Origin of the sequence: Nocardioides sp. (genome assembly GCF_036274455.1) — a bacterium.
Classification (GTDB): domain Bacteria; phylum Actinomycetota; class Actinomycetes; order Propionibacteriales; family Nocardioidaceae; genus Nocardioides.
This window is the reverse complement of the sequence record NZ_DASUFR010000026.1, coordinates 1-23288: the sequence shown is the minus strand read 5'-3', so window position 1 is coordinate 23288 and position 23288 is coordinate 1. Positions and strand designations below refer to the sequence as shown.

Below are 23288 nucleotides of genomic sequence, written 5' to 3'. Positions count from 1 at the left end.
CGGTCGGCCAGCGAGCGCATCTCCTCGGCGGTGCGCAGGACGAGCTCGGCGTCGTCGCGGGTCAGGTCGCCCGCGCTCAACAGGTGTCGCTTCACTGTGCTCCTCCCTGAGCGTCCTCGATCGTGACCTCGTCGATGCCGTCCATCTCCGCGATCCGCAGCCGGACCCTCTCGACCAGCGAGGTCGGGAGGTTCTTGCCGACGAAATCGGCGCGGATCGGCAGCTCGCGGTGGCCGCGGTCGACGAGCACGGCCAGCCGCACGGCGCTGGGGCGGCCGACGTCGTTGAGCGCGTCGAGCGCCGCCCGGATGGTCCGGCCGCTGAAGAGGACGTCGTCGACCAGGACGACGACCTTGCCGTCGACCCCGCCGGGCGGGATCTCGGTCGGGAGCAGCGTCCGGGCCGGCTTGAGCCGGAGGTCGTCGCGGTACATCGTCACGTCGAGCGAGCCGACCGGGACGTCGTACCCCTCGACGCCGGCGATGCGCTCCCCCATCCGCCGGGCCAGGGGTACGCCGCGGCTGGGGATGCCGAGCAGGACGAGGTCCCGGGCGCCCTTGTTGCGCTCGAGGATCTCGTGCGAGATGCGGGTCAGGGCCCGCGCGATGTCACCGTCGTCGAGGACCGTCCGGCCCGCTGACAGCGGGGACGAGTCCTGTCGTCGTGGTTGGGGCTGAGCACACATCAGTGCGCGTGACCTCCTTCTCCGCCTCACGGGACGGCTCGTTAAAGGATGCCGATCGGGCGTCACCCTACCCCCGGACGGCGGGGTCCCCGCATTCGTGCCGCGTGTCGTCGCCCTCAGCCGACGAGGCGGTTGCTCACGGCGCTGGTGGCCAGCACCAGCAGGACGATCGCGACGGCGGCCAGCAGGGCCACCATCACACTGACCTGCGGACCTCCGTCCGCGTCGAGCGGGCCGCGCTTGTGGGTCGGGACGTGATGGGCCATGACGGCCTCCCCAGGGTCGTGGGGTGGGAAGGAGACCAGTCCACTCCCCGAGGGCCGAGGCCACCATGGCCCGGAGTGCCCATCGCCGATGGTCAGCTCGGGCTGGCCTGTCTGTGCCACGCCCGACGCCGACTCGCGGTCGGGGTCAGTCGTCGGAGATGTCGAGGAGGACCTTGCCGACGGCACCCGCCTCGACCGCGTCGTGGGCGGCGGCGGCGTCCTCGAGTGAGAAGTGGTGCAGGGGGACGCCGGCGTCCTCGCCGACGCAGAGGGCGCCGGCGCTCACCGCGGCGGAGACGTCGTCCACCGCGGCGCGCAGCAGCCGCTCGTCGAGGGTGTAGAGGATGACGTACTGGTAGCGCAGGTTCTTCGAGAACGTCGGCCGCAGCGGCACCGTGTAGCTGTCGCCGCCGTTGTTGGCGTAGATCGCGACCGTGCCGTGCACCTTCGTGACCGCCACGTCGAGGTCGTTGTTCTGCGCCGGCGCCACCTCGACGACCAGGTCCACGCCGTCCGGCGCCGCCGCGAGTACCGCTGCCTCGGTGTCGCCCTCCCGGTAGTTCACGACGTGCTGCGCCCCGGCGGCCGTGGCCAGGGCCGCCTTCTCCGGGCCGCTCACCGTGGTCACGACCGTGGCACCGGCCCACCGGGCCAGCTGGATCGCGGAGTTGCCGACCGCGCCGGCCCCGCCGGCCACCAGCACGGTCAGCCCGTCCATCGAGCCGGGCTGGAGCCGGGTCGGGCCGAACTCCCCGGAGGTCAGCGCCCGGTGCGCGGTGATCGCGGGGACGCCGATCGAGGCGCCGAGGTCGTAGGACGCGCCGTCCGGCAGCGGTACGACGTGGGTGGCGTCCTGGACGGTGTAGTCGGCGGCCGTGCCATGCGCCTTCTCTCGCTGTCCCAGCAGGATCCAGACCCGGTCACCCACCGACAACCCCTCCACACCGTCGCCGACGGCGTCGACGACGCCGGCACCGTCCTGGCCGGGCGTGATCTCGGGGGCGGGGAGCGGCTGCTGGCGCCGTTTCCAGTCGGTCGGGTTCACCCCCGACCTGACCAGCCGGACCCGCACCTCGCCGGCTGCGGGCTCGGGCAGGTCACGGTCGACCAGCCTCAGGACGGACGAGGGACCGGGCTCGGTGAAGACGACAGCGCGCATGTCCTCGCAGCACCTAGAGGGCCGAGGCCATTCCCGCGCAGGCGCGCAGCCAGCTCATCCGGGTGCCGCGCGAGAGCTCGGCGTAGGGCAGCACCGACCCGGCCACCAGCGCGGGGTCGTAGGGCACGCGGTAGACGCCCCGGGTCCGCTGCTGGTAGATGTCGACCAGGTCGTCGGCCAGCTTGCGGTCCACCGTGGCGGAGGGGTCGGAGAGCACCGTGACCGTCTTGTACTTGAGGTTCTGGTAGCCCGCCTCCTGCAGCGCGTCGAGCATCCACAGGCCGCTGTAGCCGGTGTCCTCGCGCACCGTCGAGGTGACCACGAGCAGGTCGGCGGCGTCGGCGGCGGCCAGCCAGTTCTCGGCCCGCATGTTGTTGCCGGTGTCGACCAGGATCACTCGGTAGAAGCGCATCAGGAGCTGGTGGATCGAGTTGAAGTCGTCGGCGTGGATCTGGCCGGTGACGTTCGCGCTCTCGTCGGAGGCGAGCACGTCGAAGTGCGCGTCGCCCTGGGAGCGGACGTAGGACCCGAGGTCGCCGATCCGCGACTGCGAGACGTCGGCGAACTTGTCCAGGTCGGCCAGCAGCTCCTTGGTCGTCTTGTGGTGGGTGCTGCGAGAGCCCCGGATGCCCAGCGTGCCGCGGGTCTCGTTGTTGTCCCAGGCGACCACTCCGCCGCCGCGCACCGTGCCGAAGGTGTGGCCCGCGGCCAGCACGCCGGTGGTCTTGGCGGCACCGCCCTTGGGGTTGATGAAGGCGATCGTGACCGGGCCGTCGAAGTCCTTCTGGATCAGCGCGCGGTCCTGGGTGTACGCGCGCTCAGCGGCGTTCATCCGGGGCCGGATCGTCCCGCCGCTCCAGCGGCGCACCCGGCCGCGCCAGCCCCAGGTCGCGGGGCCGGGCTCGATGGCGTCGGCGCGGCGCTCGAGGAAGTCGGTGGCGGTCATGAACCGCCTCGGCTCGGCCGGCGGCTCGGTGGCGCCTCGGGTCGCGGTGGCCGGAGGTGCCGACGGGGGTGGTCCCTGCGGCGGACCGCCCGCCGGGCGGGCCGGCGGCGCGGGGGGCGGGCCGGCGGGCGGGCCACCGGCGGGCCCCGACGCCGGTGCTACCGGCGTCACCTGGCGGGCCGGCGCCACCGGCGCCGCGGGCGGAGGCGGTGGCGCCGCGGGCTGGGTCGCCCGCGGCCGGACCACGGTGTGCTCGAGGTCCGGCAGCGGGTCACTGAGCGGGTCCGGCCGCGACCGCGCGTCCTCGGCCGCGGCGTACGACGCGAGCTCCTCCGGCGTGTAGAGCCGGTCGCTGGTGTCGTCGGACAGGTGGTGCGTCGGCTGCGACATGACATCTCCTCGCGGCCGCGTCGGGACCGGCCATACGCCGCTCCCTACCCGAGACGCGTCCTGTTCACACGTTACGGGTCCCTGGTGTGCTCCTGCACCCGCAGGGTCACCCCAGCCCCTTGAGCGCCGCCTCGATCGTGCGGTGGAACGTGGGATAGGCGAAGTGCATCGTCCGCAGCCGCTCGACCGGCACCTCGGCGTGCACCGCGGTGACGAGCATCCCGATGATCTCACCGCCGTACGGCGCCAGCACGGTGGCGCCGACCAGCACGCCGCGGTCGGCATCCGCGACGACCTTGACGATCCCCTTCGTCCCCGGGCCGTGCAGCCAGCCGCGGGCAGACCTCTCGATCTGCGCCACGCCGACCCGGACGTCGAGCCCCTCGTCCCGGGCGCGCTGCTCGGTCATCCCGACCGACGCCAGCTCCGGATCGGTGAAGATCACCATCGGGACCGCCCGGTAGTCGGCCGGCGGCCCGTCGTTCCCGAGGATGTCGGCCACGGCCCCGGCCGCCTGGTACCGCGAGACGTGGGTGAACGCCCCGTGCCCGGTGATGTCGCCGACCGCCCACAGCCGCTCGCCGGCGCGCAGGTGCCCGTCGGTGTCGATGGTGTCCGCCTCGGGGTCGAGCCCGACGGTCTCGAGCCCGATGTCACCGAGGTTGTTGTGGCGCCCCGCGGCCAGCAGCAGCCGGTCGGCCTCGAGGAGCTCCCCGGCCACCCGCACGTGGAAGCGGCCGTCGTGGTCGACCCGCTCGACCTCGACCCCGGTCCTTACGTCGAGGCCCTCCGCGCGCAACACCTCGGTCAGCGCCTCGCCGGCCTCGGGCTCGCCCTGGGGAGCGACCCGCTCGGCCGACTCGAGCAGGGTCACCTGCGACCCGAAGCGCGCGAACGCCTGGGCCAGCTCGAGCCCGTTGGCCCCGGCGCCCACGACGACGAGCCGGTCCGGGACCTCGGTGGCCGCGACTGCTTCGCGGTTGGTCCAGTACGGCGTGCCGGCCAGCCCCTCGATCGGCAGCCGCAGCGGCTCGGTGCCGGTGTTGAGCAGCACCCCGCGACCGGCGCGGAAGACGGTGGTGACGCCGGCGTGCTCGACCCGGACCGCTCCCGGGCCGTCGAGCCGGCCGTGGCCGCGCGCGATCTGCACCCCGGCGTGCTCGAGCGGCTCCACGTGGTGGGCGTCGGTCCACCCGTGGTTGGCCTCGCGGATGCGGCCGGCGACCAGTGACCAGTCCGGACGGATGGTTGCCGGCCCCGCGAGCCGGTCGGCCCGGTGCACCTCGGCCACCAGGTCGGCGGGCCGGACCATCAGCTTGGAGGGTGTGCAGCCCCAGAACGGGCACTCGCCGCCGACCAAGCCGCGGTCTACGCCGACGACGTCCAGCCCGGCCTCGGCCAGCTTGCGGGCGGCGTACTCACCGCCCGGGCCCAGCCCCAGCACCACCACGTCACAGTCGCGCGTCGTCCCTGACTCGATCTGGTCTGACTCGATCCGGGCGCCATTCATGGCGCCACCCAACCATCCCGCCGAAGATGGGGCGATGCACCATCCGTCTCGCCGCACCGTGCTCGGGGCCGGCCTCGCGGGCGTGCTGCTCGCGGGCTGTGACTCCGACGACGCAAGCGACTCCCCCGATCCCGCAGCGGCGTCGACGCCCGGCTCGCCGACCCCGAGTCCTCAGGTCACCGAGGCCCTCGACCTCGACCCCCTGGCCTGGGGCTCGGTCCAGGACCAGTTCCTCCTCGATCCCGGGCTGGCGCAGTTCGCGGCGTTCGTCCTGTCGCCGCACACGAAGCTCCTCGACGCGGCGATCAGCGGCTACCGCGACGAGCTGGGCAGCGACACCGAGTCGGCGCTCCTCGCCGGGATCGACCGCGAGGCGGCGGTGCGGACCGCGGCGGCGGCCTACCACGGTGGCGTGGCCGGCCAGTACGCACTCACCGACAGCACCACCATGGGCCTCGGGCTCATGTACGGCGGCCTCCGGCTCGGTCCCGGTGACGACATCCTCACGACCGTGCACGACTTCTACTCCACCGAGGACAGCCTGCGGCTGCTCCACCTGCGGACCGGGGCGGAGGTCAGGCAGGTCACGTTGTACGACGACCCGGCGGCGGCGACCGTGGACCAGATGGTCGAGCGGCTGGTGGCCGGCGTCAGCCCGCGGACCAAGGTGGTGGCGCTGACCTGGGTGCACTCCAGCTCCGGTGTGCGCGTCCCGGTGAGGGAGATCTGCGCGGCCCTGGCCGCGCTCGACCGCGTGCCCCGCAGCCAGTACGTCGTCTGTGTCGACGGCGTGCACGGCTTCAGCGCGGTCGACGTCGACCTCCCGGACCTCGGCTGCGACTTCCTCGCCGCGGGCACCCACAAGTGGCTGTTCGGCCCGCGCGGCACCGGCATCCTGTGGGGCCGCGACTGGGGGCCGCTGACCGAGGTGATCCCGACGTTCTCCGACCCGTCCTCGTCGGCGGGCCGGCTGACCCCGGGCGGCTACCACTCCTTCGAGCACCGGTGGGCCGCCGCGGACGCATTCGGCTTCATGAGCCGGGTCGGCCGCGACCGGATCGTGGCTCGCACGGTCGAGCAGGCGACCCGGCTCAAGGAGGGGCTCGCCGGGATGCCGCGGGTCACGCTGAAGACCCCGATGGCGCCCGAGGTGTCGGCGGGCATCGTCTGCCTGGACGTGGCCGGCCAGCCCCCGCAGGACTTCGTGCTGAAGCTGCGCGGCGAGGGCGTCGTGGCGAGCTCGACGCCCTACCGGACGTCGTACGTCCGGCTCGGCCCGAGCATCGCCACCAACCCGGACCAGGTCGACCAGGCGGTCGAGGCGATCGGCCGGCTCGCGTGAGATCTCCCGCGCCGCCGGCGACCAGGGCTGCGACGATGGGCGGGTGAGCGACCTGCACCTGTCCGAGCTGCGCCGCTACCCGGTGAAGTCGTGCCGTGGCCAGCAGCTCGAGACCGCCGTCGTCGAGCCCTGGGGGCTGGCCGGCGACCGGCGCTGGATGCTCGTCGACGACACCGGTGAGACCGTCACCGCCCGCGAGCACCGGGAGATGCTGCTCATCGCTCCGCGGCTGCGGGCCGACGGCGGCCTCGAGGCGACCGCTCCCCCTGACAGCGACCTCGACGACCTCGTGGTGCAGACGCCGCTCGACGGCCGGGCCGCGCAGGTCAGCGTGTTCGGACGGGCACCGTTCGCAGCGACCGAGGCCGGCGCCGAGGCCGAGGCGTGGTTCAGCAAGGTGCTCGGCGAGCCGGTCCGCCTGGTCTTCGCCGATGACCCCAACCGCCGCCAGGCCAACCCGGAGTTCGCCGGACCGGGGGTGCCGATGCACTTCGGCGACGCCTACCCGCTGCTGCTGGCCACCGAGGCGTCGCTGGCGGCGCTCAACGAGCTCATCGCCGCGGGCCCGCGTGCCGACGAGGGGCCGCTGCCGATGGTGCGGTTCCGGCCCAACCTGGTCGTCGCCGGCGGCCGCCCCTGGGCCGAGGACGGCTGGCGCCGGCTCCGGGTCGGCGCTGCGGAGTTCCGCGTGGTCAAGGGCTGCGACCGCTGCGCCATCCCGACGACCGACGAGCAGACCGCCGTACGCCGCAAGGAGCCGACCTACACCCTGGCCCAGCACCGCCGTTGGGACGGCGCGGTGTGGTTCGGGATGAACCTCGTCCCGGTCACCCCGGGCGCCACGCTGCACGTGGGCGACGAGGTCACCGTGCTCGACGAGAAGGCCACGATCGACGGACCGCCGAGGTGAGCCTCTTGCCCCCACCGCCCATCGTCGAGCAGCTCGACGCCGCGCTGCGCAGCAGGCGCACCCGGACCGCGCGTTCACCGGTCGCCAGCAGCTGCGCGTCAACCGGTCGGCGATCTGCGGCGGCGTGCCCGACTTCACCGCGGAGCTGATGAGCTCAGGTGCCGGTGACGACGCGATCTGGAGCGAGTGGGCCTGGCGAGGCACCCGCGGCGACGGCAGCCGGCTCGACATCGCGCCCGCGCCCTGCCAGCGCGGCGCTGAGCGCCGCTCGCTTGCACGATCCCTTGGAATCAGTCATCTAGCCGACCTCGGTGCGGTCAGCGGCTGATGTGCCGGGCCCGGGCGAAGCAGAACAGTCCGTAGCAGCCGATCCCGGCCGCGACCGCGGTGAGGAGGTACGGACCGAACGGTTGGTCGAGGAGCTCGGTGAGCGCCTGGTCGAGGCCGCCCGACTTGTGCGGGTCGTGGGTCAGCGCCGCGTAGCCGAACAGCGCCCCGACGATGCCGAAGGCGATGCCCTTGGCGGTGTAGCCGATCTTGCCGAACCACAGGTAGGCCGTCCCGGCCTTGCCGGACCGGCCCTCGGCGCTGAGCTCCTCGGCGTACTTCTCGGTCCACGCCCGGAACACGAAGTAGCCGCCGATCCCCACGATGACGAGGCCGACCGCCCCGACCAGCACCTGTCCGGCGGGCAGGTCCATCAGCCGCGCGGTCCAGCTGTCGGTCTCCTTCTCCGAGGAGCTCGAGCCTGAGCTCGACCCCGCCGCGATCTTGAGCCCGGTGACACCGAGGGCGGCGTAGACGACGGCCTTGGCGCCCGAGGCGAGCCGCTTGCGCGCGCGCTTCCCGCCGGGCAGGTCGCGGTGGCCGAACAACGCCTCGATCCCCTGCCAGAGGGCGAGGAGGAACAGCCCGATCGCGACCGCCCACACCAGGACGTCGCCGAACGGCTGGCTCGCGAGCTCGTGCAGCGCACCCTGCGCCGACGCGGACTCCGAGCGGTCGCCGAACGCCAGCTGCAGCGCCAGCCAGGCGATCAGGAGGTGCATCACGCCGTAGGTCACCAGGCCGATGCGCCCGGCCCGGTCGACCCAGTCGCTCTGGTCCGCCTCGCGGCCCAGCTGGCGGGCCGTCTGCCCGGCCCTGTCGGTCACGCTCATCGTGGACTCCTCCCCCACGACGAGTACCCGCACGGACCTGGTGTCAGTCCTGTGCGGTCCCGGCTCAGGACGCCAGGTCCGCCAGCGCGCTCTCGATGGCCCGGTGGAAGGTCGGGTAGGCGTAGATCATCGAGCCGAGCGTGGCGACCGGGACCTCGGCATGCACCGCCACGACGAAGAAGCCGATGATCTCCCCGCCCGAGGGCCCGACCACGGTGGCGCCGACCAGCACACCCCGGTCGGCGTCCTCGACGACCTTGATCAGCCCGCGCGAGCCCGGTCCGTGGGTGAACCCACGGGTCGACTCCTCCAGCTTCGTGGTGCCGATGCGGACCGTGAGGCCCGCGGCCCGGGCCTGCTGCTCGGTCATCCCGACGCCGGCGACCTCGGGGTCGGTGAAGGTGACGTGCGGGACCGCGTGGTAGGCCGCCCGCGGGCCGTCCTCACCGAGGATGTCGCGCCGGGCGATCGCGTTCTGGTACATCGACATGTGCGTGAACGCTCCGTGCCCAGTGGCGTCCCCGATGACCCAGAGGCCGTCGCCCGCACGCATCCGGTCGTCGACCGGAACGCTGCGTGCAGCGGGGTCGAGCCCCACCGTCTCGAGGCCGACGTCGTCGTGGTTGGGGACCCGGCCCGCAGCGACCAGCACCTGGTCGGCGGTGAGCTCCTCCCCGGTCTCCAGGGTGAGCGTGAACTGCCCGTCGGCGTACGACGCCGCCGTTGCGTCGGTCCCGGTGATCACCCGGATGCCCTCGTCCGCGAACACCTCGGAGATGAGGGCCGAGGCCTCCGGCTCGTTGACCGCCAGGAGCCGGTCGTCGTGCTGGAGGACCGTGACGCGCACGCCGAACCGGCTGAACACCTGCGCCAGCTCGCAGCCGATCGGCCCGCCGCCGACCACCACCAGCGAGCCCGGCAGCTCGGTGACCTGGACGGCGTCGCGGTTGGTCCAGAACGGCGTGTCCGCGAGCCCCTCGACCGGTGGCGTCGCCGGACGCGTGCCGGGGTTGAGCACGACGCCCTTCGAGGCCTCGAAGGTCACCGGCTCCGAGTCGTCGTTGAGCGTCACGGTCACGCGACGTACGCCGCTCAGCCGGCCGACGCCGTGCAGCACCGTCGCTCCGGCCTTCTCGAGCCGCTCGACCGCGACCCGGTCGTCCCAGTGGTCGGTCGCCTGCACCGCCACCCGCTCGGCCACCGGAGCCCAGCTCGTGCGGACGGTCACCTCGCCGACCAGCTCGGAGGCCCGCCCGGCCTCGGCGACGACGTCGGAGGCCCGGACCATCATCTTGGTCGGCACGCAGCCGAAGTAGGGGCACTCGCCACCTACCAGCCGGCTGTCGACCGCCACCACCTTCAGCCCCGCGGACGCCGTGGCGTTCGCGAGCGCCTCACCGCCCGGGCCGAGCCCGACGACCACCAGATCGACCTGCTGCGCCTGTGCCATGGAAGCACCCTGCCGCAAGCACGGGCAGAGTGCAGCCACCGAACCTCCGACCTGACCGCACGGCCGCCGACGGTGGCCCGCCGCCGGTCGAGCCCCCCGCGGCGATGGCACTCGCTGGCCCACGGTGGCTGAGGCGCGAGGCCGGCCACGGGCGCTCGCACTGAGGTGCGAGCGCAGCGAGCCTCGAAGGAGCCTCGAGGCCACCGCAACGAAGGCACCCAAGGCGACTCCCAGCCCCAGGTCACCCGGCTTCGAGGCTCGGCGCCGGGGCGCCTCACACCTCAGCCACCGCGAGGCGTCGCCGCTGCCGCGGCCAGGCACCTGCCCCACCACCGCCGGTCGAGCCTGTCGAGACCACCGCAGCGAAGGCACCCGGCAGGTCCCAGCACCGGGTCGCCGGGCCTGCGGGCGGCCGAGGCTTCAGACCAGGCTGGGCTTGTTCCTCAGTACGGCGCCGAGGATCCCGTTGACGAACTGCGGCGACTCGTCGGTGGAGAGGTCCCGGGCCAGGGCCATCGCCTCGCTCACGGCCACCGCGTCGGGCACGTCGTCGACGTACAGCAGCTCATAGATGCCGAGCCTCAGCACGTTGCGGTCGACGGCGGGCATCCGGTCGAGGGTCCAGCCCTCGGAGTACTCCGCCAGCACCTCGTCGATGCGGGGTTGGTGGTCGGCCACTCCGCGCACCAGGTGGGCGGTGTAGGCGTTCCTCGGCCCCTCACCCTCCTCGATGGCGCGGTCGAGCGCGCCGACCGCCGACTCGCCCCGCAGGTCGGAGGCGTAGAGCAGGTCGAGGGCGCGCTTGCGGGCCTTGGAACGGGCAGCCACGGCCTAGTGCCCCGCACCGAAAGTTCGGCACACAACTCCGCACCCGTAGCACGCACCTCGCAGCGTTGCCGACGCCTGCTGGACGAACAAGGAGAGCGTCACTCCGGCGCCTTCCGATGCACGCACCCCGCGCACGGCCTCATGCACTGAACTTCCGGTGCGGGACACTAGGAGCTGACGCGACCGAGGTAGGACCCGTCGCGGGTGTCGACCTTGATCTTCTCGCCGGTGGTGATGAACAGCGGCACGGCGACGGTGGCACCGGTCTCGACGGTGGCCGGCTTGGTGCCCCCGGTCGAGCGGTCGCCCTGCAGCCCCGGCTCGGTGTAGGTGACCTCGAGCTCGACCGAGGCCGGCAGCTCGATGTAGAGGACCCGGCCGTCGTTGCTGGCCACGATGGCCTCCTGGTTCTCCAGGAGGTAGTTGGCCGCGTCACCGACGAGGTCCGGGGCGACCTCGACCTGCTCGTAGGTGCCGGTGTCCATGAAGACGTAGGACGTGCCGTCGTTGTAGAGGTACTGCATCGTCCGCTTGTCGACGTTGGCCACCTCGACCTTCACGTCGGCGTTGAAGGTCTTGTCGACGGTCTTGCCCGACTCGACGTTCTTGAGCTTGGAGCGGACGACCGCGCCACCCTTGCCGGGCTTGTGGTGCTGGAACCAGATGACCTGCCAGAGCTGGCCGTCGAGGTTGAGCACCATGCCGTTCTTCAGGTCGTTCGTCGTTGCCATGCGCGAGGTTCAGCCTTCTGTCGGGTGATCGGTCGAGTTGTCAAGGGACGTGCGGGAGGTCGAGGACCAGCCGACGAGTCTAGCCAGTGACCTGCCCTTTCTCCGACTCGGCGATGTGGCGCCGATCGTCATCCTGGGCTTGACTGTCGCGCGTGGACGGGGACCTGGATCGGGTGCATGCACTCGTGCTCGACCCGAGGAGGTTCGGCAGCGTCGCCGAGCGCGAGGCCTACTTCAGGGCGCTCGAGTCGAGATACCTCGACGTCGAGACCGCGATGAACCGGATGATGGCCCTGCCCACGTGGGACGACCGGTCGTCCGGTTGGGTCGACGACCAGCTCGCGCTCACAACCGCGGTCGTCCACCAGGTCGGGACGCTGCGCGGTGAGTACGACGACGCGCGGTCCTGGGGCGACGACGCCCTGGCTCGCGGTCGCCACGGCTCACCCCTGCGGCGCGCCGACCTGATGCTGCACCTCTCCGAGCTCCACCGGGTCACCGGCCGCTTCGACCGGGCGAAGGAGCTGGTCTCCGAGGCCGTCGAGCTGCTGCACCTCGACGAGCTGTCCGCCGAGGACGTCGACGCGCTCGCCCCCGTCACCTGCCACGCCTTCTTCTGCCTGGGCGCGCTCGCCTACTGGGAGGGGCGGCCCGACGAGGCCCGCCCGCTGCTCCAGCACGCCATGACCCACGGCGGGGACTCGGTCCCTCACCTGTGGTCGCTGGTCAACCACGCCCTGATGGTCACCGACGCAGGTGACCACGAGTCCGCGCTCGCCTTCGAGGAGGCCGCCGTCGCGATGGCCGAGCGGATGGGCGACGCCCTCGCCATCACCGCGGTCCGCAACAACAGGGCCGGCACGCTGCGCCACCTCGGTCGGCTGCAGGAGGCCCACGACGAGTTCGCCGCCATCCTGCCGGGCATCCTCGCCGATGACATCCCGGACGCCGTGCTCACCAGCTGCGAGGACTTCGCCTGCGTCCTTTTCGACATGGGCCACGACCGCGACGCAGCCCTGCTGGTCGGCGCGGCCGGCGCCGAGCGCGAGGACACTGGCGTACCGCGCATGCCGCTCCAGGAGGCCGCGGTCGCGACCTCGATCGCAGCCGGGCGTGAGCGCCTGGGCGCGGACTGGGAGCCGCTGCTCGCGCGCGGCGCCGAGCTCGGCGTCCTGGCCGCTGTGGCCTCGGCCCTTCGGAGCCCGAGAGACTGAACCGCCTGCGGCGGGGCCGCCCGCCGATGCACACTCCTCCCGCACGCGCACGACAACGGGAGGGACACCCCATGCGACGCTCGACCACTGCGCTCACCGCGCTCGCCGCCTCGGCACTGCTCGTCGGCGCCACCGCGCTGGCCACGCCGGCCGAGGCCAAGGCGGCCAAGCACTTCAAGAACTGCGACGCGATGCACAAGGTCTACCCGCACGGCGTGGGCAAGCCCGGCGCAAAGGACCGCACCTCGGGCACGCCGGTGACGAGCTTCAAGCGGAGCACGCCGCTCTACAACGCCAACACCGGCAGCGACCGCGACAAGGACGGGATCGCCTGCGAGGCGCTCTGAGCTGAGCCTGGACCCACCAGGCTGGGCGGCTCGCGCTACCCGAGCTCGTAGACGACGACCACGCTCGCGGTGAGGTCCTCCTGACCCGGCTGGATCGGCACCGGGCCGGCGGCCGATGCGGCGGCGTCGTAGGCGCCGCGCATGTCCTCGGCGTACGGCTGGTCGGCGTTCTCGCTGATCCGGACGACGTCACCCAGCTCGCGCCCGGCGTCCTCGGCGAGCGCCTCGGCCTTGGCCCGCGCCTGCTGCACGGCGTCGCTACGGGCCGGCCCGATCGCGGCCTCCGGGTCGGCGACCTGGAGCCGGAGCCCGTCGAGCCGCACCCCTTTGCCGCCGGCCGCGAGCGCGGCCGTGACGACGTCGCTGCCCCTGCTGAGGTCGTCGACGGTGACCGTGATGCTGTGGCTGACGCGGTAGCCCTGCAAGGTCGGCGGCTGTCCCTTCTGGTGCCGGCCGTACTCCGGGTACATCGAGACGTCCGTCGTCTGCACGTCCTTGTCGGCCACCCCGGCGGCCTTCAACGTGTCGACCACGGACTGCATCGCGCCGTTCGCGTCGTCCAGGGCCTGGGTGAGCCCCGGTCTCAGCACGCTGACGCTCAGGTCGAAGGCGAGCTCGTCCGGTACGACGGAGACGTGGCCGACGCCCGTGACCGTGATGGTCCTCGTGCTGCCGGAGGTCTCGGCACGGGCGGGCGAGCCGCCCGCGCTGCCTGCGAGGTAGGCCGCCACGAGGCCCACGGCGACGAGCCCCGCCACGAGCAGCCAGCGGACGCCCAGCGTCACGTTCTTGTCCATGGGGCACACCTCCGGGGCCGTCCGATCGCTCTGCCGATCCGATACGGGGATCGGACGCGCCGCGCGAGGTGCCGGTTCCTGCGCTTCCGGGTCAGATGGCCGCGGCCAGCTGCTCCAGCGCCATCCGGTAGCCGTCGATTCCGTGGCCGGCCACCACGGCCACGGCGTGCGGGGTGACCACGGAGCTGTGCCGGAACTCCTCGGGACGCTGGGACGGGTCGGAGATGTGGACCTCCACCAGCGGTGCGGTCAGCTGGCCGCAGGCGTCGAACAGCGCCCAGGAGTAGTGCGTCCAGGCGGCGGCGTTGAGCACCACCGGCCACCCCTCGTCGGCGGCCTGGTTGAGCCAGTCCAGCAGCTCGCCCTCGTGGTTGGTCTGGCGGAAGTCGACCTCGAGCCCCAGCCCGCGGCCCCAGTCGACGCACAGCTGCTCGAGCTCGGCGATCGTCGTGGTGCCGTAGATCTCCGGCTGCCGGCGGCCGAGCCGCCCGAGGTTGGGGCCGTTCAGGACCATGGCGACGCTCACGAGACCGCCTCGTACGCCGAGCGGAGCAGCTCCTCGGACGGGTCGCTGAGCACCACGGGCCGGGCCAGTCCCTCGAGCACGACGAACCGCAGGGTCGCGCCGCGGGCCTTCTTGTCCACGCGCATCACGGCCAGCAGGTCGTCGAACGAGGCACCGGACCAGCTGGTCGGCAGCCCCAGCGAGCCGAGGACCGCCGCGTGCCGGCCCGCGGTCTCGTCGTCCAGCATCCCGGCGAGCCGGGCGAGCTCGGCGACGTAGGCCATCCCCACCGACACCGCCTCGCCGTGGCGCAGCGAGTAGCCACTGACCTTCTCCACCGCGTGGCCCAGCGTGTGGCCGTAGTTGAGCACCTCCCGGCCGGGGTGCCGGTCGGTGCCGCCGGTCTCGCGGAGGTCGACGCCGACCACCTCGGCCTTGACGCGCACCGACCGCTCGACCAGCTCGGCGAGCACCTCCGACGCCGGGTCGAGCGCCGCTGACGGGTCCTTCTCGACCAGGGCGAGGATCTCGGGGTCGGCGACGAAGCCGCACTTGACCACCTCGGCCAGGCCGCTGACCAGCTCCCGCGACGGCAGCGTGCGGAGGTAGCTCAGGTCGCAGAGGACGCCGGCCGGCTCGTGGAAGGAGCCCACGAGGTTCTTGCCGGCCCCGGTGTCGATGCCGGTCTTGCCGCCGACCGCCGCGTCGACCATGCCGAGCAGCGAGGTCGGCACGTGCACCACCCGGACCCCGCGCAGCCAGGTCGCGGCCACGAAGCCACCCAGGTCGGTGGTCGCGCCGCCGCCCACGGTCACCACCGCGTCGGAGCGGGTGAACCCGGCGGCGCCGAGCCGCTCCCAGCAGTCGGCGACCACGGCCGCGGTCTTGGCCGCCTCGCCGTCCGGAACCTCGAGGTCCAGGACGTCGTAGCCGGGCAGCGGCACGGTCGTGCCCGGCGCGTGCACCAGGGCGACGCGGCGTACGTCGCCCACCAGGTCCGCAAGCCGCTCGACGACGCCGTGGCCGACCTCGACGTCGTACGGCGCGGCGCCGGCCACGTGGATGGTGGTCACGACAGCGCCTCGACGATCTCGTCGGCCACCTCGTCGGGGGTGCGGCCGTCGGTGTCGACGACCAGCGTGGCCAGGGACTCGTAGATGGGCGTGCGCTCGTCGAGCAGCGCCTTGATCCGGCCCCGCACGTTGCCGAGCAGCAGTGGCCGCGCGCTTCCGAGGCCGACCCGCTTCACCGCGTCGGACAGGCCCACGCGCAGGAAGACCACGGTGTGGCCCGCCAGCAGCTCGCGGGTGCCGGGGTCGAGCACCGCCCCGCCGCCGAGTGCGAGCACACCGGGGTGGGCGGCCAGCGCCTCGGCCACGGCCTTGTGCTCAAGAGCGCGGAAGTGTGCCTCCCCCGACTCCACGAAGATGTCGGAGATCGTCCGCCCCTCCAGCCGCTCGACGTCGGCGTCGGTGTCGCGCGCATCGACGCCCCACCGCTCCGCCAGGAGCGCACCGACGGTGGTCTTGCCGGCGCCCATCGGCCCGACGAGGACGACGCGAGGGCTCACCGGAACCTCACCGGAACCTCAAGGTGTGGAGGTAGGACTCGGCGTTGCGCCGGGTCTCCTGCACGGAGTCGCCGCCGAACTTCTCCAGGACCGCGTCGGCCAGCACCAGCGCCACCATGGCCTCGGCGACGATGCCCGCGGCCGGGACGGCGCAGACGTCGGAGCGCTGGTGGTGGGCGGTGGCCGCCTCACCGGTGGCCACGTCGACGGTGCGAAGCGCGCGCGGCACGGTCGAGATCGGCTTCATCGCGGCGCGGACCCGCAGCACCTCACCGGTGGTCATGCCGCCCTCGGTGCCGCCGGAGCGACCGCTGACCCGGCGGATCCCGTCGTCGGTCGGGACCATCTCGTCCTGGGCAAGCGACCCCGGGGTGGCCGCCAGCGCGAAGCCGTCGCCGACCTCGACCCCTTTGATCGCCTGGATGCCCATCAGGGCGCCGGCCAGCCGGGAGTCGAGCCGGCGGTCCCAGTGGACGTGCGAGCCGAGCCCCGGCGGCAGGCCGTGCACGACGACCTCGACCACGCCGCCGAGGGTGTCGCCCTCCTCGTGCGCCCGGTCGATCCGCTCGACCATCTGCTTGCTGGTGTCGGGGTCGAGACAGCGCACCGGGTCGTCGTCGAGCCGCGCCACGACGTCCGCGTCGTCGGGCCCGGGCCAGAGCCCCTCGGGGGCGCGGACGCCGCCGATCTCGATCACGTGGGAGACGACGCAGGCGCCGACCGCCTGCTCGAGGAAGTTGCTCGCCACCCGGCCCAGCGCGACCCGGGCCGCCGTCTCACGAGCGGAGGCACGCTCGAGGACCGGGCGGGCCTCGTCGAAGCCGTACTTCTGCATGCCGACGAGGTCGGCGTGCCCGGGTCGCGGCCGGGTGAGCGGCGCGTTGCGCGCCGAACCCTCGAGCTCCGCGGGGTCGACCGGATCGGCGGCCATCACCTTCTCCCACTTGGGCCACTCCGTGTTGCCGACCTGGATCGCGACCGGTGCGCCTTGGGTCTCACCGTGCCGCACACCGCCGAGCAGCGTGACCTCGTCCTGCTCGAACTTCATCCGCGCTCCCCGGCCGTAGCCGAGCCGGCGCCGCGCCAGCGCGTCGCGGATGTCGTCGGAGGTCACCCGCACATGGGCGGGCAGCCCCTCGAGGATGGCGACGAGGGCAGGGCCGTGGGACTCCCCCGCGGTGAGCCAGCGCAACATAGGGGGAATTGTCTCAGCCGTAGAGGGCGGTGATGAGAGGCTGTCCGGCCACGACGCCGATGAGGGCGCCGAGCAGCATGAACGGGCCGAACGGGTAGTCCCGTCGCCGGGTCACCAGCGAGAGCAGCCCGCCTCCCACCCCGCCGAGGATCAGGCCGGCCCCGATGCCGACCCAGAGCTCCGGCCAGCCCAGCCAGCCCAGGGCCAGGCCGAGCACCCCGGACAGGCGGACGTCGCCGTACCCCAAGCCGCTGGGGTAGATGAACCACAACAGGAAGAACATGCCGCCGTAGATCAGCCAGCCCAGCGCGGCGCGCTCCAGGTCGTGCAGCTCGCGGTCGCCGAGCAGCCACGCGAGCAGGACGGTCACGATGGTCAGGGCGTACGACGGCGCGACCAGCTTGGTGGGCAGCAGCCGGGTCCGCCAGTCGATCACCGCGAGCGCGACGGCGACGGGCACCAGCGGCAGCGCCACGAGCAGCGACAGGTCCCAGCCCAGCACCAGCCCGATCGCCGCCGCGCTCACGCCGGCGGCAAGCGCGGTCCTCCAGAGCAGACCGGGGCGGGCCGCGATGTCGGCGTACAGCTCCTTGGGCTCCTCGGCGCGCTCCGGCGTCCCGTCCTTCTCCTCGGGGTCCGGCTCCGGGGGGTCGGGCTCCGGCACCCACGCGATGAGCCGCGGCACCAGCGCACCGGCGGCGAGCCCCAGGACGCCGGTGGCGACCGCGGTGACGGGGTAGAGGTCCGTCACCGCGACGACCTCGAGGCGAGCTCCTCCTCGGCCGCGCGCCGCATCGCACCCCCGGGCACGTCGTGCCGCCCGGTCATCGCCACCACCTGGTTGATCGCCTGCGCCACCAGCAGGTCGAGGCCGCTCAGCACCGTCCACCCCGCACGCTCGGCCGCCGCGGCAAGCGGTGACGGCCAGGGGTCGTAGACGACGTCGAAGACGAGCGGGATGTCCGCCACGGCGGCCAGGAGCTCCGGCACCTGGGCGGAGGTGGGGACCGTGGAGACCAGGACGTCGCCGGTGAGCGTCTCGGCCTCCCCCTCGACCTCGGCCAGCGTGCGCACCTCCACCTGCGGAGCCGACCGGTGCGCGGCCACCGCGTGCACGGTGTCCCCTGCGCGCGCGGGGTCGCGGACGACGATGGTGGCGTGGCGCATCCCGCGGTCCGCGAGCGCGAGCAGGAGCGAGGTCGCGGTGGCGCCACCGCCCAGCACGACGGCCCGCTCGAGCGGGTGGTCGTGCTCGCCCAGCACCATGAGCGCTCCGGTGACGTCGGTGTTGAGCCCGTGCCGGCTGCCGTCCGGCTCGAGCAGGACGGTGTTGCACGCGCCGGTGGCCGAGACCCAGTCGTCGTGGGACGACAGCAGCGGGAGCGCCTCGCGCTTGAGCGGCATCGTCAGCGACAGCCCGCGCCACTCGGCCGGGTCCAGCCCGTCGACGAAGCCGGCGAGGCCGCCCGCGGCGACCCGCACGGCGTCGTACTCCCAGTCGTCGAGCCCGAGCTCGCGGTAGGCCGCGCAGTGGATCACCGGCGACAGCGAGTGGTCGACGGGATCACCGAGGACCGCGCACCTCACGGGGACGACCTCAGCACCGGTCCGACTGGGTGTCGCAGTACTCCTGGAGCTCCTGCTTGAACTCGAGGAACTCGTCGTAGCTGTCGGTGAACTTGGTCTCCCCCGTCTTGAGGTTGGTCGTGACGTAGAAGAACCACGGGCCGTCCGCGGGGTGCAGCGCGGCCTGGATGGAGTCGTCGCCGGGCGCCTCGATCGGGCCGGGCGGCAGCCCCTTCTGCCTGTAGGTGTTGTACGGCGAGTCCGCCACCGAGTCGATGTCGGCCTGGGTCAGCACCGCCGGACCGGGACGGCCGAGCGCGTAGTTGACGGTCGCGTCGATCTGCAGGAAGCCGGCCGCCGGGTTGGGGTCGATCTCCAGGCGGTTGTAGATGACCCGGGCGATCTTGGCGCGGTACTCCCCGCGGCCCTCGGCCTCGATCATGCTCGCGATCGTCATGATCTGGTGCGGGGTGTAGCCGAGCGTCTCGGCCCCGGCCTCGAGGTCGTTGTCCTGGGCGGCCTGCTGCCAGCGCGCGACCATGTCGTGCAGCATGTCGGCCGGCTTCTCGTCGGGCCTGAAGTCGTAGGTCGCCGGGAAGAGGTAGCCCTCGGGGTTGCCCTCGGGGTTGCCCTCGGCGTAGTCGGGGAGGCCGAGCGCCTTCGGGTCCTTCAACGCCGCCTCGAACTCAGCCTTCTTGAAGCCGGTCTTCTCCACCAGGAGGTCGACGACCTGCGAGACCTGGAGCCCCTCCGGCACCGTGACGTGCGTGGTCACGATGTTGTCGGGGTTGACCAGGACGGCCACCACGTCCGAGGCCTTCATCTGCTTCTTCAGGCCGTAGGCGCCGGCCTGGATCTTGTTCGACTGTGGGTTGGCATTCGCCGCGCTGATGAACGCGTCCACCGACGCGACGACGTCGTCCGCCTTCAGCCCGCGGCCCATGTCGGAGATGGTGTCCCCCTGCTTGACCTCGAAGATGACGGGGTCGCCACCGGGGCCCGGGTAGTCGTCGGCGGAGGCGAAGGCGTCCTGCACCCGGTCGATGCCCTTGGTCACGCCCCAGTAGCCGGCGCCGGCCACCACCGCGAGGATCAGCAGCGCGATCAGGCAGCCCGGCCCACGGCGACGCTGCTTCGGCGCGCGGCGCCCGCCGGGCGGCGTGGCGGGCTGCTGGTGCCCGCCGAGCAGGTCGTCCATGTCGGTCATGCTCAGGTGCTCTCCTCGATGATCTCTCCGGGCGCGGTGCCGCTGGCTCTCTCGGTGTCCAGCGCGTGCTGCAGGATCACCACGGCGGCGGCCTGGTCGACCACGGCGCGACGCTTCGCCCCCAACCGGCCCCGATCGCGCAGCATAGCCTCCGCACTCACAGTGGTGAGCCGCTCGTCGGCCAGCCGCACCGGCACCGGCGCGATCACCCGGGCCAGCCGCCCGGCCCACTCGCGCACCTTCGCGGCAGCCGGTCCCTCCCCGCCGGACAGCGACCTCGGCAGCCCGACCACGACCTCCAGCACCCGCTCCGGGTCGCCGTCCTGCTCCTCCGCGACGAGCTCGGCGATCCGCGCCAGGTCCCCCCGGCCGCGCTTGACGGTCTCCACCGGCGTGGCCAGCAACCCCGACGGATCACTCCTCGCCACCCCGATCCGCGCGTCTCCCGGATCGAGTCCCAACCGCACCCCCTGCCTCAATTGCCGCTCCCGCCCCACTCCCGACGCCGAGTCGGCGTCACTGCCGGGCAGGTGCGGCGACTCGGCGTGGAGGGAGGAGCAGCGGGGGTCAGGAGGCGGCCTTCCCGACCTCGGAGCGGACCAGGGCCAGCGCCTCGTCGATGCGGGAGGCGTCGCTGCCGCCGCCCTGGGCGACATCGTCCTTGCCGCCGCCCTTGCCGCCCAGGAGCGGACCGACCGCGCGGACCAGCTCGTTGGCACTGAACCCGCGCGCCCGCGCCTCGTCGTTGACCGCCGCGACGACCGAGACCTTGGCGTCGGCGTCCCCGACGACCACCACGACGCCAGGCTGACCCGATGGGAGCCGGCCGCGGACGTCGAGCGCCAGGGTGCGTACGTCGCCACCGGCCGCTCCGGGGGCCCTGGTGGCGACCAGGGCGACGCCGCCGACCTGCTCGGCACCGGCCGCCAGCTCCCCGGCCCGCGCCAGCAGCTGCCCGACGCGGACCTTCTCGAGCTCCTTCTCGGCCGCGCGCAGCTTCTCGACGATGTCGTTGACCCGCTCCGGCAGCTCCTCGGGGCGCGCCTTCAGCGCCTCGGAGAGCTGGTTGACCAGCACGTGCTCCCTGGCCAGGAACCGGTAGGCGTCGGCGCCGACCAGCGCCTCGACCCGGCGTACGCCGGAACCGATCGAGGACTCGTGGAGCAGCTTGATCACGCCGAGCTTGCCGGAGCTGCCGGCGTGGGTGCCGCCGCACAGCTCGCGCGCCCAGTCGCCGACGGAGACCACGCGGACCCGGTCGCCGTACTTCTCGCCGAACAGCGCCATCGCGCCGGAGCGAACGGCCTCCGCCTGGCTCATGATCTCGGCGTGCACGGCAAGGTCGTCGAGGATCACGTCGTTGACCCGGGCCTCGACGTCGCCCATCACCGACTCGGGCACGGCACCGGCAGCGGAGAAGTCGAACCGGAACCGTCCGGGCGCGTTCTCCGAGCCCGCCTGGGTCGCGGTCTCACCCAGCGCCTCGCGGAACGCCTTGTGCACCATGTGGGTCGCGGTGTGGGCCCGCGAGATCGACTGCCGGCGGGCGAGGTCCACCACGGAGTGCGCCTCGAGGCCGGGGGTGACCTCGCCGTTCACGACCGTCGCCTTGTGCACGATCAGCCCGGTGACCGGCGACTGCACGTCCTCGACGCGCAGCCGCGCGCCGTTGGAGAGCTCGATGATCCCCTGGTCGGCGAGCTGGCCACCACCCTCGGCATAGAACGGCGTCCGGTCCAGCACCAGCTCGACCTCGTCACCCTCGCGCACCGCGTCGACGACGCCGTCCGCGGTCACCAGGCCGCTGACCGTGCCGTCGCTGACCGTCTCGGAGTAGCCGGTGAACTCCACCGGCGCGCCCATCGAGTCGGCAACGGTGCGGTACGCCGTCGCATCGCGGTGCGCGCCCTTCTTGGCCCGTGCATCGGCCTTGGCCCGCTGCCGCTGCTCGTCCATGAGCCGGCGGAACCCGACCTCGTCGACGCTCAGCCCCTGCTCGGCGGCCATCTCGAGGGTCAGGTCGATCGGGAACCCGTAGGTGTCGTGCAGCGCGAACGCCCGCTCGCCGGAGAGCACGGTGCCGCCCGACTGCTTCACCTCGGCCGTGGCGGTGTCGAAGATCGTCGTGCCCGCCCGCAGCGTCTGGCGGAACGCGTCCTCCTCCGCGAACGCCACCGTCGAGATCCGCTCCCAGTCTCGGTGGAGGCCCTCGTAGGTCTCGCCCATCTTGTCGCGGCTGACGGGCAGCAGCTCGGGGAGCACCCGGTCCTCGCAGCCCAGCAGCCGCATCGAGCGGATCGCACGGCGCATCAGCCGGCGAAGCACGTAGCCGCGGCCCTCGTTGCCCGGCGTCACGCCGTCGCCGATCAGCATCAGCGAGCTGCGCACGTGGTCGGCGACGACCCGGAACCGCACGTCGTCCTCGTGGTCGGCGCCGTACGTGCGGCCGGTGAGCTCCTGGGCCTTCTCGATCACCGGCATCATCACGTCGATCTCGTACATGTTGTCGACGCCCTGCAGCAGGAATGCGACCCGCTCGAGGCCCATGCCGGTGTCGATGTTCTGCTTCGGCAGCGGGCCGACGACATCGAAGTCGTCCTTGGCCCGAACCGCGCTCAGCTCCTCCTGCATGAAGACGAGGTTCCACAGCTCCAGCAGCCGGTCCTCGAGCTTGACCGGCATGTCCGGGCCCAGCTCCTCGGGAGTGAAGTCCGGGCCGTAGGCGACTCCGCGGTCATAGAGGATCTCCGAGGACGGACCCCCCGGGCCGGGCACCCCCATCGACCAGTAGTTCTCCTTCTTCCCGAACTTGAGGATCCGCTCGTCGGGGAAGCCGGTGACCTTCCGCCAGATGTCGATGGCTTCCTGGTCCTCGACGTAGACGCTCGGGTAGAGCCTGCTCTCCTCGAGCCCCCAGCCACCCTCGTCACGCGGCTTGGTGACCAGGTCCCACGCCAGCTCGATGGCGCCCTGCTTGAAGTAGTCGCCGAAGGAGAAGTTGCCGCACATCTCGAAGAAGGTGCCGTGCCGGGTCGTCCTGCCGACGTCCTCGATGTCCGGCGTACGGATGCACTTCTGCACACTCGTGGCGCGTGGGTACGGCGGCCGCTCCTGGCCGAGGAAGTAGGGCTTGAACGGCACCATGCCGGCGTTCACGAACAGCAGGTTGGGGTCGTCGAGCAGCAGCGACGCCGACGGGACCGCGGTGTGCGGAAGCGTCGGGTTGTCGGCGAAGTGGCTGGTGAAGCGCCGGCGGATCTCCGCCGTGCTCAGCCAGGTGTCGGGCCGGCCAGTCTCTGGCACTGTGCTCACTGAGGACCTTCCTCGAAGTCGTTGCGTGTGTCGTTGTGCTCGGTGGTCGGGAGTCCCTCGCGAGGGACGAGCGAGGGTGTGTCGAGACCCGGGGCGGTGCCCGCGCCGGAGTCCAGCTGGCGCTGCGGGTCGACCGCGTCGTTCTCGGCGAGCCCGAACCGCTCCCGCAGCCGCGTCTCGGCCTCCGCCTTGCCGGTG

The 23288-nt window shown here is 72.7% G+C and carries 24 protein-coding genes; 4 read left to right on the top strand and 20 right to left on the bottom strand.

Features of this window, described 5'->3' with window-relative positions; translation table 11 throughout:
* Positions 1–91: 91 nt before the first annotated feature.
* From pyrR to VFV89_RS02725, 5 genes are all read right to left on the bottom strand, one after another.
* Positions 92–685: a bifunctional pyr operon transcriptional regulator/uracil phosphoribosyltransferase PyrR gene (gene pyrR / locus VFV89_RS02745; RefSeq protein ID WP_329704363.1), complete on the bottom strand. Its 594-nt coding sequence runs from the start codon at positions 683–685 to the stop codon at positions 92–94.
* A 116-nt stretch (positions 686–801) separates the two neighbouring features.
* Positions 802–951, bottom strand: a complete 150-nt coding sequence (locus tag VFV89_RS02740) for a hypothetical protein (protein WP_329704362.1) — start codon at positions 949–951, stop codon at positions 802–804.
* Between the two features lie 145 nt (positions 952–1096).
* Positions 1097–2110: an NADPH:quinone reductase gene (locus tag VFV89_RS02735; protein ID WP_329704361.1), complete on the bottom strand. Its 1014-nt coding sequence runs from the start codon at positions 2108–2110 to the stop codon at positions 1097–1099.
* Between the two features lie 13 nt (positions 2111–2123).
* The gene (locus VFV89_RS02730; RefSeq protein WP_329704360.1) at positions 2124–3446 is read right to left on the bottom strand and encodes a hypothetical protein; all 1323 of its coding nucleotides are present in this window, start codon (positions 3444–3446) and stop codon (positions 2124–2126) included.
* 106 nt (positions 3447–3552) lie between these two features.
* Positions 3553–4956 carry an NAD(P)/FAD-dependent oxidoreductase gene (locus VFV89_RS02725; protein ID WP_329704359.1) on the bottom strand — a complete coding sequence of 468 codons (1404 nt, stop codon included), beginning with the start codon at positions 4954–4956 and terminating at the stop codon, positions 3553–3555.
* Between the two features lie 34 nt (positions 4957–4990).
* Here VFV89_RS02725 and VFV89_RS02720 point away from each other — a divergent pair, with 34 nt between their 5' ends.
* Together VFV89_RS02720 and VFV89_RS02715 are read left to right on the top strand one after the other, a co-directional pair.
* Positions 4991–6298 (top strand): aminotransferase class V-fold PLP-dependent enzyme, encoded by a 1308-nt coding sequence (locus tag VFV89_RS02720; protein ID WP_329704358.1) that lies wholly within the window; start codon positions 4991–4993, stop codon positions 6296–6298.
* Positions 6299–6341: 43 nt separating this feature from the next.
* Positions 6342–7208: an MOSC domain-containing protein gene (locus VFV89_RS02715; RefSeq protein ID WP_329704357.1), complete on the top strand. Its 867-nt coding sequence runs from the start codon at positions 6342–6344 to the stop codon at positions 7206–7208.
* Positions 7209–7525: 317 nt separating this feature from the next.
* Here VFV89_RS02715 and VFV89_RS02710 read toward each other — a convergent pair whose 3' ends face one another.
* The 4 genes from VFV89_RS02710 to efp all read right to left on the bottom strand — a co-directional run bounded on the left by VFV89_RS02710 (position 7526) and on the right by efp (position 11377).
* Entirely contained in the window at positions 7526–8368 is an 843-nt protein-coding gene (locus VFV89_RS02710; RefSeq protein WP_329704356.1) for a DUF1206 domain-containing protein, read from the bottom strand.
* A gap of 64 nt (positions 8369–8432) precedes the next feature.
* Positions 8433–9818: an NAD(P)/FAD-dependent oxidoreductase gene (locus VFV89_RS02705; protein WP_329704355.1), complete on the bottom strand. Its 1386-nt coding sequence runs from the start codon at positions 9816–9818 to the stop codon at positions 8433–8435.
* 420 nt (positions 9819–10238) lie between these two features.
* Positions 10239–10646 (bottom strand): transcription antitermination factor NusB, encoded by a 408-nt coding sequence (nusB, locus tag VFV89_RS02700; protein WP_329704354.1) that lies wholly within the window; start codon positions 10644–10646, stop codon positions 10239–10241.
* Between the two features lie 167 nt (positions 10647–10813).
* Positions 10814–11377, bottom strand: coding sequence for an elongation factor P (gene efp / locus VFV89_RS02695; RefSeq protein ID WP_329704353.1), 564 nt, complete (start codon positions 11375–11377; stop codon positions 10814–10816).
* A gap of 152 nt (positions 11378–11529) precedes the next feature.
* Here efp and VFV89_RS02690 point away from each other — a divergent pair, with 152 nt between their 5' ends.
* Together VFV89_RS02690 and VFV89_RS02685 are read left to right on the top strand one after the other, a co-directional pair.
* The gene (locus VFV89_RS02690) at positions 11530–12591 is read left to right on the top strand and encodes a tetratricopeptide repeat protein (protein ID WP_329704352.1); all 1062 of its coding nucleotides are present in this window, start codon (positions 11530–11532) and stop codon (positions 12589–12591) included.
* A 71-nt stretch (positions 12592–12662) separates the two neighbouring features.
* The gene (locus VFV89_RS02685) at positions 12663–12938 is read left to right on the top strand and encodes an excalibur calcium-binding domain-containing protein (protein ID WP_329704351.1); all 276 of its coding nucleotides are present in this window, start codon (positions 12663–12665) and stop codon (positions 12936–12938) included.
* A gap of 35 nt (positions 12939–12973) precedes the next feature.
* On the opposite strand, the gene VFV89_RS02680 is transcribed toward VFV89_RS02685, so the two are convergent.
* The 11 genes from VFV89_RS02680 to VFV89_RS02630 all read right to left on the bottom strand — a co-directional run.
* A complete protein-coding gene (locus VFV89_RS02680; RefSeq protein WP_329704350.1) occupies positions 12974–13735 on the bottom strand; it encodes an SIMPL domain-containing protein in 762 nt (253 codons plus the stop codon).
* A 91-nt stretch (positions 13736–13826) separates the two neighbouring features.
* Entirely contained in the window at positions 13827–14249 is a 423-nt protein-coding gene (locus VFV89_RS02675; RefSeq protein WP_329704366.1) for a type II 3-dehydroquinate dehydratase, read from the bottom strand.
* An 8-nt stretch (positions 14250–14257) separates the two neighbouring features.
* Positions 14258–15313: a 3-dehydroquinate synthase gene (gene aroB / locus VFV89_RS02670; RefSeq protein ID WP_329704349.1), complete on the bottom strand. Its 1056-nt coding sequence runs from the start codon at positions 15311–15313 to the stop codon at positions 14258–14260.
* Positions 15310–15780: a shikimate kinase gene (locus VFV89_RS02665; protein WP_329704365.1), complete on the bottom strand. Its 471-nt coding sequence runs from the start codon at positions 15778–15780 to the stop codon at positions 15310–15312. The genes aroB and VFV89_RS02665 overlap by 4 nt, the downstream gene beginning before the upstream one ends.
* 37 nt (positions 15781–15817) lie before the next feature.
* A complete protein-coding gene (gene aroC, locus VFV89_RS02660; protein ID WP_329704348.1) occupies positions 15818–17005 on the bottom strand; it encodes a chorismate synthase in 1188 nt (395 codons plus the stop codon).
* A 13-nt stretch (positions 17006–17018) separates the two neighbouring features.
* Positions 17019–17756 carry an A24 family peptidase gene (locus tag VFV89_RS02655; protein ID WP_329704347.1) on the bottom strand — a complete coding sequence of 246 codons (738 nt, stop codon included), beginning with the start codon at positions 17754–17756 and terminating at the stop codon, positions 17019–17021.
* Positions 17753–18592, bottom strand: a complete 840-nt coding sequence (locus VFV89_RS02650) for a shikimate dehydrogenase (protein WP_329704346.1) — start codon at positions 18590–18592, stop codon at positions 17753–17755. The genes VFV89_RS02655 and VFV89_RS02650 overlap by 4 nt, the downstream gene beginning before the upstream one ends.
* Positions 18593–18602: 10 nt before the next feature.
* The gene (gene mltG, locus VFV89_RS02645) at positions 18603–19778 is read right to left on the bottom strand and encodes an endolytic transglycosylase MltG (RefSeq protein WP_329704345.1); all 1176 of its coding nucleotides are present in this window, start codon (positions 19776–19778) and stop codon (positions 18603–18605) included.
* Between the two features lie 2 nt (positions 19779–19780).
* Positions 19781–20257, bottom strand: coding sequence for a Holliday junction resolvase RuvX (gene ruvX, locus VFV89_RS02640; protein WP_329704344.1), 477 nt, complete (start codon positions 20255–20257; stop codon positions 19781–19783).
* Between the two features lie 88 nt (positions 20258–20345).
* On the bottom strand, positions 20346–23051 hold the full coding sequence (alaS, locus tag VFV89_RS02635) for an alanine--tRNA ligase (protein WP_329704364.1): 2706 nt from the start codon (positions 23049–23051) through the stop codon (positions 20346–20348).
* A gap of 35 nt (positions 23052–23086) precedes the next feature.
* Positions 23087–23288: hypothetical protein (locus tag VFV89_RS02630; RefSeq protein ID WP_329704343.1), on the bottom strand; the 202-nt coding region annotated here is incomplete at its 5' end.